Raw genomic sequence first — 13119 nt, forward strand, 5'->3', positions numbered from 1 at the left:
GGGGGCTCAGGGCGCCGTCAGGACCAGAAGTCGGCCATCGTGCGGTGGATGCCCTCGACGGTGGCCCGGAGCTCGGGGTGTCCGGGGGCGGAGCCGTAGACCGTGCCGATCAGCCACTCGGTGCCGGCCCGCCAGTCGGCCCGCCAGGACGGGTCGATCCGGGCGTCCACCAGGTCCACCCCGGGGAGGTGCTGGAGGCCGTCGAGCACCTGGGCGGGGCCGGGGGCGAGGCCGTCGGCGGGCGGGGAGAGGAAGTACTGGAACGCCACCTTCGGGCAGCCCGCGCCCAGGGCGAGCACCGGCTCGGGCGGGTCGAACGCGCCGAGTGCCAGCCGGAGGGCGAGGACGAGCAGGTCCGTCCCGGCCGAGCGCTTGAGGACGTCCGAGACGTGCCCGCCCAGGCGGCCGTTGACCTCGATCAGCCGCGGCCCGTCGGGGGTGAACTTGATCTCGGTGTGGGTGACGCCCTCGCGGATGCCGAGCGCCCGCAGCGCGCGCTGCTCCAGGGCCACGACCTCGTCGGCCAGGCCGGCGGGGAGCAGGGCCGGGGTGAAGTAGCCGGTCTCCCGGAACGGGGGAGCCAGTGGCAGCTTGCCGGTGACCGCGACGGTGCGGATCTCGCCGTCGCGGATCGCGGACTCGATCGAGACGTAGTCGCCCCAGAACTCCCCCACCACGGTGGGGTCGCTGACCAGGTACTCCTCCAGTACGAACACCGCCGGGCTTGCCACACCCTCGGTGAACTCGGCGTACCGGTCGGCCAGTTCGGCGGCGCTGCGGACCAGGCAGGTGTCCACGCTGCCGGCCCCCGAGCGGGGCTTGAGGACGGCGGGCAGCCCGGTCGCGGCGAGGGCCGGGCCGAGGTCGGCGGCGGAGTGGACCGTCCGGCAGGCGGTGGCCTGCACGCCCGCCGCCGCCAGGGCCTCGCGCTGGCGGAACTTGTCGACCAGGACCTCGACGGTGGCCCGGTCGTGGAACGGCAGGCCGCACCGCGCGGCCACGGCGGCCGCCGTCCGGAGCAGGTGGTCACTGAAGGTGATCACTCCGGCGGCGCCGAACTCGGCGGCCCGGTCGCAGAGTTGCTCCTCGGTCAGGCCGGCCGTGTCCACCACGGTGGCCGACTTCGGCAGCTGGGCCAGGTCGGCGGCCACCTTCGGGTCGCCGAGGTCGCCGAGGAAGACCGCCGTGCACAGCCGCCGCCCGGCGGTCAGGACCCCGCGCGCGGTGGCCGAGCCCCGGCCGTAGACGACCAGCAGCACCGGGGGAGAAAGGGACGCCGGGGACGAAGGGGGCGCCGGGTTCGAGCCGCCCATGTCAGCGCTCCTGCGGCTGGTTCGGGCTGAACGCCGCGCGCTCGGCGGCGACGGAGCGGTGCTCCCAGGCCTCCCGGTCGCGCAGGTAGAGCGGCCGGTCGGCGACGATGGCCCGGGTCTCGGCCGAGCCCGCCGAGAGCCGCCACCGCACCGAGCCGGTGACGGGCGCCGAGCAGACCTCGATGAACGCCTGGCTGGCCCGGCGCAGTTCGCCGAACCAGCGGCCCTCCAGCGCCTCGCGGACCCACAGCTGCTCCTGGTTCAGCTTCTCCCGCAGCAGCTCGGCGGAGAGGGTGGCCGTCTCCAGGTGGCGGCGCGAGCGCAGCAGCAGCCAGGCGGCGGGCATCTCGCGGATCTCCAGCACCTTCGGCCCGTGGCCCAGGTGTTCGAGCCCGCTGTACCGGCCGAGGCCGTGCGCGCCGACCAGGTGGTTGAGGGTGTCGATCAGCTCGGTCAGCGGCAGCCGCCGGCCGTCCACCGCGACCGGACGGCCGGCCTCGAAGGCGACCTCGACGGCCTCCGGGGCCTCGGCGGGGCGCAGCGCGCTCCACTGGTAGAGCCGCTCGGGCACGGCGTGGTCCTCGGGGTCGTCGAGGATCCCGGACTCGAACTCCCGGCACCACAGGTTGGAGTCGCCGCTGACCAGCCGCTCGCTCAGCTGCTCCAGGCCGGCTTCCTTGAGCTCGCGCATCTTCTGGTCCCGGTCCACCGGGTCCAGGTCGTACGGGCTGCCGTAGCGCCCGGCGAAGCCGAGCAGTTCGAGGGCGCCGTTGAGCCGGCGCAGGGTGTTCTGGGAGCGGTTGGCGGTGTGCAGCACGGTGGTGGCGCCGAGTTCGCGGGCGGTGTCGACGGCGACCTTGGCGATCAGCGGGCGGCTGAGCGAGGAGCTGACCGGGTGGGTGTCGAGGTAGACGGCGTGCGCGGCGATGGCCGGGCGGACGTAGTCCTCGGCGAACTCCTGCCGGCCGTCGACCAGGTGCAGCCGGATGCCGAGCCGGTCGGCGATGCGCTGCTTGTGCTCGCTGCTCTCGTCCTCGCCGAGATCGACGCTGACGGCGTGGACGTTGCGGGCGCCGGCCCGGGCCAGGCGGTGCAGCAGGTAGCTGCTGTCCAGCCCGCCGCTGAACAGGGTGACGACGGGGGCCGACGGATCGCGGGCGATCGCGTCGAGCTCGCCGAAGGAACGGACGACCTGGGGAGTCACCGCGATCCCTCCGTTCCCTGCTCGGCCAGGGCGGCGGTGAAGGCCGTCACCGTGGGCTCGTCGTACATCAGGTGCATCGGGACCTCGACGCCGAGCAGCGTCTCCAGCCTGCGGGTGGCGCGGACCACCTTGAAGGAGTCCCCGCCGATCTCGAAGAAGTCGTCGTCCGGGCCGATGGCGGGCAGTCCGAGGACCTCGCACCAGACCGTGGAGACGGTGGCGGCCACGCCGTCGCCGGGCGGTGCTTGCGGTTTGTCGGTGACGGTGGGCAGGACGGCCCCGGCCCGTTCGGTCAGCAGGGCGCGGTCCAGCTTGCCGTTGGCGGTCAGCGGCATCGAGTCGACGGCGGCCAGCGATGCCGGGACCATGTACGAGGGCAGGGCGCCGCGCAGCGTCTCGCGCACGGCGGCGGTGGCGCTCGCGGGCTCGGCGCCGGGGGCGAGCACCAGGAAGCCGACCAGCCGGGCGTCGCTGCCGCGGCCGTGGGCCACTACGGCGGCCTGCCGGACCTCGGGCACCCGCAGGGCGGCGGACTCGATCTCGCCCAGTTCGATCCGGTAGCCGCGGATCTTCACCTGGAGGTCGACCCGGCCCAGGAACTCCAGGCCGCCCACCGGGTGGGTACGGACGAGGTCGCCCGAGCGGTAGAGCGGGCCGGGGCCGTCGCCGAGGTGGTCCGGGACGAAGCGCTCCGCGGTGAGCTCGGGCCGGTTGAGGTAGCCGAGGGCGAGGCCCTCGCCGCCGATGTAGAGCTCGCCGGGCTCGCCGTCCGGTACGGGCTTGCCGTCCTCGTCGAGGATCCACAGGGTGGTGTCCTCGATGGCCGGGCCGATGTAGACGGTGTCCAGGCCGGGGTCGCGCGGGGGCACCCAGGCGGTGCAGTAGATGGTGCACTCGCTCGGCCCGTAGAGGTTGGTGAGCGGCGCGGTGGACTGGGCGTGGAAGCGGCGGACCAGTTCGGGCGCGAGCGGCTCGCCGCCGGTGAGGACGCGCCGCAGGCCGTCGAAGCGCTCCTCGGGCCCGCGGGCCAGCAGGAACAGCTCCAGCAGCGAGACCACGCAGTAGAAGATGGTGATGTCGGCCGCGCGGATGGTCTCGGCGAGGTAGTCGGCGTCGCGCTGGCGGCCGGGGGCGGCGATGACGATGGTGGTGCCGGTGATCAGCGGCCAGTACACCTCGATCAGGAACATGTCGAAGCTGCACGCGGTGTGGTGCAGCATCCGGTCGTCCGGGCCGAGTCCGTGGCTGCGCTGGAGCGCCCGCAGGCGGGTGGTCACCGCGCGGTGCGGGATCAGCGAGGCCTTGGGCCGGCCGGTGGAGCCGGAGGTGTAGATGACGACCGCGGGCTGCTCGGCGAGGTCGGCCGCCGGCTCGAACGGGACGGCCGGGCGGGCCGCCGTGCACTCGTCGACGGTGACGACCTCGGTGCCCGGCAACTCGGGGAAGCGGGAGCGCAGTTCGGGGGTGGTGATCAGCAGCCGGGGCGTGCAGTCGGCCAGCATGTCGAGGGTGCGGGCGACCGGGTCGTTGACGTCGAAGGCGACCTGGGCGGCGCCGGCCAGGATCACCCCGGCCACGGCGACCACGAAGTCGGCCGAGCGCTCCAGGTAGACCGCGACCCGCTCGCCCGGGCGCACCCCCCGCTCGCGCAGCAGCGAGGCGACCCGCACGGTGCGGTCCCTGAGCTCGCCCGCGAGCAGGACCCGGTCGCCGTCGACCACGGCGGGCTGCGCCGGATCGGCCTCCCAGCGGGAGAGCAGCAGGGTGTCGAGCCGTCGTTCGCCGTCGTCGAGAATCGTGGCCGTAGAGCTAGCCATGGAGGTTGTGTCCAATCGGTGTGGTCGGTGCAGGGGCGTCCCGGCGGCCGGGGCCGGCCGGGACGCCGGTTGGTTCACTGGTCGGCGTCGGAGCCCGAAGCGTCGGCGTCGGCGTCGGCGTCGGCGGCCAGGGCGGGGCCGATGGCCGCGGTGAGGTCGCGGACCGTGGAGGAGTCGAAGAGCAGCTCGATGTCGAGCGAGCAGCCGAGTTCCGCCTCCAGCCGGGAGACCAGTCGCAGGGCGCGCAGCGAGTCGCCGCCCAGCTCGAAGAAGTCGTCGTCCAAGCCGACCTCGGGCAGGGCCAGGACCTCGCGGAACAGCCGGGCCACCAGCGCCTCGTGGTCCGCCGTGCCGCTCGGCCCGCCGCTCGGCGCGGCCTCGTCGGCGAACCCGGCCGGGGTGGGCAGGGCGAGCAGGTCGGTCTTGCCGGCCGGGGTGAGCGGCAGTTCGGCGAGGACGGTGACCGCCTCGGGGACCATGTACGAGGGCAGCGAGCGCCGCAGCCCGGTCTGGACGCCGGGGGCGTCGAGCGCGGCGCCCCGGTCGGCGGGCACCACCCAGGCGACCAGGCGGCCCTCCCGGACGGCGACCGCGGCGGCCGCCACCTCGGGCAGGGCCAGCAGGACCTGCTCGATCTCGCCGGGCTCGATCCGGTAGCCGCGCAGCTTGAGCTGGCGGTCCATCCGGCCGAGCAGTTCGATCCGCCCGTCGGGCAGGCGGCGGGCGTGGTCGCCGGTGCGGTACATCCGGCCGCCCGTGAACGGGTCGGTGACGAACCGCTCGGCCGTCAGCTCGGGCCGCTGCCAGTAGCCCTGGGCGACGCCGTCGCCGCCGATGCACAGTTCGCCGACGCAGCCGACCGGCAGCAGTTCGCCGTCCACGGTGTCCAGCACGTGCAGCACGGTGTTGGCGATCGGGCGGCCGACGGTGACCCGGGTGGTGTCGGCGGTGATCCGCTCGACGCTGGAGTACACGGTGGTCTCGGTCGGCCCGTACATGTTCCACACCGACTCGCCGCGCTCGGCCAGCGGCGCCGCCAGGTCCGCGGGGAAGGCCTCGCCGCAGCTGTAGAGCCGGGGCCGGCCGGCGCCCTGCCAGTCGGAGTCCAGCAGCGCCCGGTAGCGGGACGGGGTGGCCTGGAGCGCGGTGATGCCGTGCTCGACGCTGTAGCGGTCGAGTTCGCGGCCGCTCAGCCCGAGCGCCTGGCCGCCCACGTGCACCGTCGCGCCGACGGCGAGCGGCACCAGCAGCTCGGCCAGCGAGGTGTCGAAGCTGAGCGTGGTGAGGGCGAGGAAGCGGGTGTCGCCGTCGAGGCCGGGGTGACGGCGGGCCAGGCTGTCCACCAGGTTCGCCAGCGCCCGGTGGCCGACGGCGACGCCCTTGGGGCGGCCGGTGGAGCCGGAGGTGAACATCAGGTAGGCGAGGCCGTCCGGGGCGGCGCCCGGCAGCTGGGCGGAGGTCTCCTGGAGCGTGAGGTCCAGGGAGGCCAGGTCGACGGCGGCGCCGTCCCAGCCGGCCAGCGCGGGCGCGCCGGTCGCGTCGGTGAGCACCACGGCCGGGGCCGCGTCCGCCAGGACGAGGCCGATCCGCTCCACCGGGTGGGCCGGGTCGAGCGGGACGAACGCGGCCCCGGCCCGGGCGACGGCCAGCATCGCGGTCACCAGGTCGGCGCTGCGGCCCAGGCAGACGCCCACCCGGTCCCCGGGCCGCACGCCGCGCGCGGCCAGCTGCCGGGCCAGGGCGTCGGCCCGCCGGTCGAGCTCGCGGTAGCTGTACCGGGTCTGCTGGTCGACCACCGCCGGGTGGTCCGGGCGGCTGCGGACCGCGTCGTCGATCAGCCCGGACAGCAGGGCCGACGGCTCGCCGCGGTCGATCTCGCTGCCGTTCCAGGTGTCGAGCTGGCGGGCGCGGGCCGCCTCGGGGACGGCCAGCAGCTCGCGGACCGGGCGGCCGGGCCGCGCGGCGATGCGGGTCAGCACCGCGACGACGTGGTCGAGCAGCGCGGCGGTCTCCTCCGGGGTGATCCGCCCGGCGTCCACCACCGCCTGGAGCTGCATCTCGGCGGCGGCCCGCACGACCAGGGTGACCGGGTAGTTGGTCCGGGTCTCGTAGCGGACGTCGCTGACCGTGACGGCGCCGTGGGAGAGCACCGCCTCGGTGCGGTCCGGGTAGTTCTCGACCACCACGACGGTGTCGAACAGTGGCACGCCGGGCGCGGTGTCGGCCCAGCGCTGGATGTCGGTCAGCGGGGTGTGCTGGTGGTCCAGCAGCGGGTGGCGGGTCGTGGCGTGGCGGGCGAGCCAGTCGTCGCCGGGCAGCTCCCGGTCGATCCGCACCCGTACCGGGACGGTGTTGATGAACATCCCGAGCATCTGGTCCGCCCGGTCCAGGTCGACGGGGCGGCCCGAGACGGTCACGCCGACCACCACGTCGTCGCGGCCGGAGTAGCGCGCGACCGTCCCGGCCCAGGCGGCCTCGACCAGGCTGCTGAGCGTGGTGGCCTTGCCGGCGGCCAGCCGCCGCAGCGCGGTGACGGTCTCGGCGGGCAGCTCGGCGCGCACCGTGCGGAAGTCGCCGGACGGCTTGGCGCCCGGGCGCACACCCGGCAGGCTCAGCGTCGCCGGCTCGCGGTAGCCCGCCAGGTAGCCGGTCCAGAACGCGCGGTCGCGCTCGGCCTCCTGACGGCCCAGCCAGGCGATGTACTCGCGGAAGGCGGGCGGCGCGGGCGCCTCGGCGGCGTCACCGGACAGTCCGGCGGTGACCTCGGCCAGCAGCAGCGCGGCGGACCAGCCGTCCAGCAGCAGGTGGTGGTACGTCCACACCACCAGGTGCTCGTCGGGCAGGCGCAGCACCAGCAGCCGCATCAGCGGCGGCCGGGCCAGGTCGAAGCGCTCGCGGGCGCGCTGCTCCAGCTCCTCGGCGACGGCGCGCTCCCGGGCCGGCTCGTCCAGCCCGGACAGGTCGCGGAACTCGATCGGCAGGTCCGCCTTGGGCAGCACCACCTGGTGCGGGGTGCGGATCCGCTCGCGGACGAAGGCCGTGCGCAGCACCGGGTGCCGGGCGATCGCCCGCTGCCAGGCGGCGCCCAGCTCGGCCAGGTCCAGTTCGCCGCGCACCCGGAAGGTGGTCAGCTCGACGTACAGGCCGTGCTCGGGGGAGGTGGTGCTGTGGAAGAGCATCCCCTCCTGGGTCGGCGAGAGCGGGTAGATGTCCTCGATGTCGTTCACTTGGTGTCCTCTCCTGACCGGAACAGGGCGAATACCCGGGCCAGGTCGTCTTCGCTGAGGTCCGCGTCCGAGAACGCCTCGCCCGACCCCTTCGCGGGGGCCGGATCGGGCTCGGTGGGAGCGGTGGGCGGGGCGGGGGCGTCGGACGCGGGTGCGGCGGCGGGCGCGCGGTCCGCGCGCAGCCGGGCGGCGAGCTGTCCGACGGTGGGGTGGGCGAAGAGGTCGCCGGGGGAGACGGTCAGGCCCTGCCGCTGGAGTTCGGCGGTGATCTGGACGATCAGCAGGGAGTCGCCGCCGAGTTCGAAGATGCTGTCCTCGGGGCCGATCCGGGGGACGCCCAGCAGCCGGGACCAGACCGCGGTGATCTGCTCCTCCAGCCCCTCGGGGCCGGTCGCCGGGGCGGCCTGCGGCGCGGGCGGCGCGGCCTGCGATGCGGGCGGGACGGGCGTGGCCGGCCCGGCCGCGCGGGGGCTGACCAGCACGTGCGGGAGGTGACGGTTGGCCAGGATCCGGTCGAAGGCCAGCAGGCCCTCCCGGGTCGGGATGCCGCCCTGCTCGGGCCCGGCGGCTGCGGCGTGCCCCGCGTCCGGGCCAGGAGCGTTCGGGCCGGGGGCGGCCGGGGCCGGGCGCAGCACGAAGCCCTCGACGAGCACGGCCGCAGTGCCGTCCGGCCCGGCGACGACCACGTCGACGACCAGCGTGTCGCCCGCCCCGGCGTCACCGGAGCGGCGGTCGACCCGCACCACGGCCTCGGGGCCGAGCGGGCCGAGCACCACCAGGCGGCGGTAGGCGACCGGCAGGTGGCTGCCGGTGCGGGCGGTGACGGCGCCGGTGGCGGTGTCCAGCAGCGCGGGGTGCAGCGGGTGCGCGGCCAGGTCGCCGTGGAACGCCTCGGGCAGGCGCAGCCGCAGCATCGCCTCGCCGCTGCCGTCCTCGCGGACCTCGGTGACGCTCTCCCAGCGCGGCCCGGTGCGCAGGCCGCTGGCGCCGCCGGGCTGCTCCCTGGCGGCGGAGGGCACTGTGACCTGCGGCACCGGGGCGCAGCGGGCCGCGAGGCCGTCGAGGTCCAGGCGCTCGGGGGAGTCGCCCCCGTACGGTGCGATCCGGCCCTGGGCGTGCGGCCTGGACGGCACGGCGGTGGAGTGCACCTCCCACAGGTGCCCGCCGTCGGGCGCCGGACGCAGCCGCAGGGTGACCTCGGGTGGGGCGTCGGCGGGCATCCGCAGCGGGTGGGTGAAGACCGCGTCCAGCTCGACCGGCCCGTCCCCGACCGCCAACCGGTGCCCGGCGACGGCGAGTTCGAGCAGCGCGGTGCCGGGCAGGACGGGGACGTCGCCGATCCGGTGCTCCTCGGCCGGCCAGATGCTCTGCTCGGTGCGGCGCAGCCGCAGCTCCACCGTCCCGTCCGGCTCCGCCCGGCGGGCGTCGAACAGGGCGTGGTCGAGCACCTCGCCGCCGTCGAGCCAGTCGCGCCGGCCGGACCGCAGCGCCATGCCGGTCTGCGACCACCGGTCCCAGCCGATCGACACGGCGGCCCGGGAGCCGGCGGCGAAGCTGTCCAGGAAGGCGTTGGCGCCGGTGTAGTCGGCCTGGCCGACCGCGCCGGTGACCGCCAGCACCGAGGAGCAGAGCACCAGTACCGGCCGGTCCACGGCCGTCAGCCGCTCCAGCAGGACGGTGCCGAGTACCTTGGGGGCGAGCACCCGCGCCATCTCCCCGGCGCTGCGCAGCGCGGTGACGCCGCCGCCGGGCACCCCGGCGGCGTGGACCACCCCGGCGATCGGGCCGTACGCGGCCCGGACCCGGTCGAGCGCGGCGCCGAGCGCGGCCTCGTCGGTGACGTCCGCCTGGACGAGGCAGAGTCGGGCGCCGTGCGCCGTCAGCCCGGCGAGGGCCTCGGCCAGCTCCGGCGGGCAGCTCGCGGCGGGCGCCGCGCCCTCGGGGCGCAGGCTCCGCCAGCCGGCGCCGTCGGGGACGGCGCGGCGGGTGAGCAGGACGAGCGTCCGGTCGGCGTCCTCGGCGAGGTGGCCGGCCACGGCCAGACCGATCCCGCCCAGGCCGCCGGTGACCAGCCACACGCCGGACGGCGCGGCGGGCTGCGGCCCGGCCGGGTCGGTGAGGACGGGCCGCTCCGGAGCCGGCACCAGGTGCGCCCGGCCGCGGACGGCGGTCAGCGGCGCCGCGGCGTGCCCGGCGCGCAGCTGCGCCACCACGGTCTGCGCCGCCAGGGCCAGTTCCTCGGGCTCCCGGGTCGGGCAGTCCAGGTCGAGGGCCTGGACGGTGACGCCGGGCAGCTCCTGCGGCAGCACCCGCACCGCACCCAGCCCGGCGGCGGCCTGCGGGGTGCGGGCGGGCTGCCCGTGCACCCCGTGGGCGGCATCGGTGACCAGCAGCATCCGCAGCGGCCGGCCGGGGAACGCCTCGCCCAGGGCCCGGGCCAGCTGGACCGGGACGGTGAGGGCGCGCAGCGCGCCGTCGGCCGCCTCGCCCGGGGTGGCCCGGTGCAGCGGCGGGGTGTCCAGGGCCCAGCAGGAGAGGACGGCGTCCGGTGCGGTGCCGCGCGCGGCCAGGGCGGCGGCCAGCGCGGGGAAGGCGGCGGGGTCGTCGGCGTCGAGCGTGAAGGGGGTGTCGAGCGTGAGCCCGGTGGGCGCCCCGGCCCCTGCGCGGACCAGGCTGACCTTGGCACCGGCGGCGGCGAGCTCTCCGGCGACGGCCTCGGCGAGGCCGGACTCGTCGGCGAGCAGGAGCACCGACGACGGGAGCGGCCCGGTGCCGGACGGCGGCAGGGCCTGCGTCCAGGACACGACGTGCAGCCAGTCGTCCACGCCGCTCGCACCGTCGGAAACCTGCGCGGGCTCGGCGGAGCCCGGGAGGGTGACGGCGGTGGGCTCGGCGGCGGTGGGCTCGAACCAGTGCCGGGTGGGCTCGAACGGGTAGCCCGGCAGCGAGACGTGCCGGCGCCCGGCCCGCTCGCCGAGGGCGGACCAGTCGACCTCAGCGCCCCGCTCCCACAGCCGGGCCAGCGCGGTGAGCCGGGCCGGCGGCTGGTCCGGGGCGGGCGCGGCGCCGCCGAGAGCGGGCAGCGCGGGGCGCCCGGCGCCCAGGGTCCGTACGGCGAAGCCGCTCAGGCCCCGGCCGGGGCCGAGCTCCAGCAGCGGGCCGTCGCCCGGCAGCGCGGCGAGCGCGTCGGCGAAGCGGACGGTGTGCCGCAGCTGGCGCGCCCAGTACTGCGGCGACGCGGCCTCCTCGGCGGTGAGCTCACGCCCGGTCAGGCCGGAGACGAGCGGCACGGCGGGCGCCTGGACGGGCACGGTGGCGACCAGCCGGGCGAACTCCTCCAGCAGCGGTTCGGCGTCCCGGGAGTGGAAGGCGTGCCGCACGGCCAGCTGCCGGGCGGCCACGCCGCGCGCGGCCAGCCGCTCGGCGAGCCGCGCCACCGCCTCGGGGGCGCCGGCCACCACGCAGCGGTCGGGCGCGTTGACGGCGGCCAGCTCCGGCCCGGCCGGGTCGTCCAGCAGGGCGCGCAGCTCCGGCTCGGGCAGCGGGACGCTCAGCATCGCGCCGGGCGCCATGGTGCCCATCAGCCGGCCGCGTTCGGCCACCAGCCGGGCGGCGCCGGGCAGGTCGAAGACCCCGGCGGCGCAGGCGGCCGCGAACTCGCCGACGCTGTGCCCGGCGACTGCGACCGGCCGGATGCCGAGCCCCGTCCACCACGCGGTGAGCGCGTACTCCACCGCGAACAAGGCCGGCTGGGCGGTCTCGGTCCGGTCGAACAGGTCCGGGTGGGCCGGGTCGAGCAGCAGCTCGCGCAGCGGCGCCGTGGTCCACGGCCGCAGGGCCTCCAGGCAGCGGTCGAGCGCGGCGCGGAAGAGCGGCTCGGCGCGGTACGGCTCGGCCGCCATGCCGGGGTGGCCGGCCCCCTGCCCGGGGTAGAGGAAGGCGACCTTCTGACCGGTCGCGACGGCCTGGACGGCCTGGACGGCCTGGGTGGCGGGGGACGCCTCGCCCGAACGCCCGGACAGGACGGCGCGCCGCCACGGGTGCTGGCGCCGCCTGGTCTGGAGGGTGAACGCGGCGTCGCCCGCGTCGGGCGCACCGGGGCCGGCCAGCGCCGCGCCGATCCGCTCGGCGGCCCGGTCGAGCGCCCGCTCGCTGCGGGCGGACAACGGCAGCAGCTCCCACCGCGCGGGCTCGGCGGCGGGCGCGGCGGGCAGCGGCGGCGCGTCCTGGAGGATCAGGTGGGCGTTGGTGCCGCCGATGCCGAAGGAGCTGACGCCCGCGATCCGGGCGCCGTCGCGGCCGGACCACGGCTCGGCCTCGGTCAGCACCCGGAACAGGCCCGGGGCCAGCTCGGGGCTGGGGCTCTCGAAGTGCACGGTCGGCAGCAGCGTGCGGTGCTGGAGCGCGAGCACCGTCTTGATCAGCCCGGCCATCCCGGCGCAGGTGTCCAGGTGGCCGACGTTCGACTTGACCGCGCCGAGTACCCGGCGGGAGTCCGGGGCGTCCGCGAACACCCGGCCCAGCGCGGCAAGTTCGATCCGGTCGCCGAGCGCGGTGCCGGTGCCGTGCGCCTCGATGCAGGAGACCTCGCCGGGCGTGACGCCGGCCACGGACTGGGCCGCCGAGACGACCCGGACCTGTCCGTCCAGGCTCGGCGCGGTGAAGCCGACCTTGCGGTTCCCGTCGTTGTTGACCGCCGAGCCGAGCAGCACGGCCCGCACGGTGTCGCCGTCGGCGACCGCGTCGGCCAGCCGCTTCAGCACCACCACGCCGACGCCGCTGCCGAAGACCGTGCCGGTCGCGTCGGCGTCGAAGGGGCGGCAGTGCCCGTCGGCGGAGAGGATCCCGCCCTCGGCGTGCAGGTAGCCGAGCCCCTGGCCGATCCCGGCGGAGACGGCGCCGGCCAGCGCCACGTCGCACTCGCCGCTGAGCAGCGCCTCGGCGGCCAGGTGGACCGCGAGCAGGGCGGAGGAGCAGGCGCTCTGCACGCTCAGGCTCGGGCCGGTCAGGCCCAGCCGGTAGGAGGTCTGGGTGGCGAGGTAGTCCTTGTCCCCGGCGGCCAGCCACTGGACGTCGGCCCGGTCGGCCAGGTGGGCCGCGTTGGGCAGCAGGTGGTGCGTCAGGTAGGAGTTGAAGCCGGCCGAGGCGTAGACGCCCACGCCGCCCTCGACGCCGTCGGTCAGCTGCCCGGCGTCCTCCAGCGCGGTGACCGCGCACTGCAGGAACAGCCGGTGCTGGGGGTCCATCAGCTCGGCGTCGCGGGGCGGGATGCCGAAGTACTCGGCATCGAACTCCGCGAGGCCCTCCAGTACGCCGCCTGCCCCGACGAACCGGGGGTCGGCCAGCCGTTCGGCGGGGACGCCCAGGGCCGCCAGCTCCTCGGGGCTCCGGAAGGTGACGCTCTCGCGGCCCGCGACCAGGTTGGCCCAGAAGGCCCCGGCGTCGGGAGCTCCGGGGAACCGGCAGGCGAGGCCGGTCACGGCGATCGCGTCCGGCAGGTCCGACGGTGCGGCGGCCGGGCCCCCGGGGGCGTGGGTGGTCATCGGGCTTTCTCCTCA

The 13119-nt window shown here is 76.5% G+C and carries 5 protein-coding genes; all 5 read right to left on the minus strand.

Features of this window, described 5'->3' with window-relative positions:
• Positions 1-17 precede the first annotated feature (17 nt).
• Positions 18-1313, minus strand: coding sequence for an ATP-grasp domain-containing protein (locus AB0R04_RS26870; protein ID WP_363375586.1), 1296 nt, complete (start codon positions 1311-1313; stop codon positions 18-20).
• Between the two features lies 1 nt (position 1314).
• Positions 1315-2517, minus strand: a complete 1203-nt coding sequence (locus AB0R04_RS26875) for an argininosuccinate synthase-related protein (protein ID WP_363375589.1) — start codon at positions 2515-2517, stop codon at positions 1315-1317.
• Entirely contained in the window at positions 2514-4334 is a 1821-nt protein-coding gene (locus tag AB0R04_RS26880) for a non-ribosomal peptide synthetase (RefSeq protein WP_363375591.1), read from the minus strand. The genes AB0R04_RS26875 and AB0R04_RS26880 overlap by 4 nt, the downstream gene beginning before the upstream one ends.
• A 74-nt stretch (positions 4335-4408) precedes the next feature.
• Positions 4409-7561, minus strand: a complete 3153-nt coding sequence (locus AB0R04_RS26885; RefSeq protein WP_363375594.1) for an amino acid adenylation domain-containing protein — start codon at positions 7559-7561, stop codon at positions 4409-4411.
• On the minus strand, positions 7558-13104 hold the full coding sequence (locus tag AB0R04_RS26890) for a type I polyketide synthase (protein WP_363375596.1): 5547 nt from the start codon (positions 13102-13104) through the stop codon (positions 7558-7560). The genes AB0R04_RS26885 and AB0R04_RS26890 overlap by 4 nt, the downstream gene beginning before the upstream one ends.
• Between the last annotated feature and the right edge of the window lie 15 nt (positions 13105-13119).

It is taken from the genome of Kitasatospora sp. NPDC056731, from assembly GCF_040687675.1.
Classification (GTDB): domain Bacteria; phylum Actinomycetota; class Actinomycetes; order Streptomycetales; family Streptomycetaceae; genus Kitasatospora.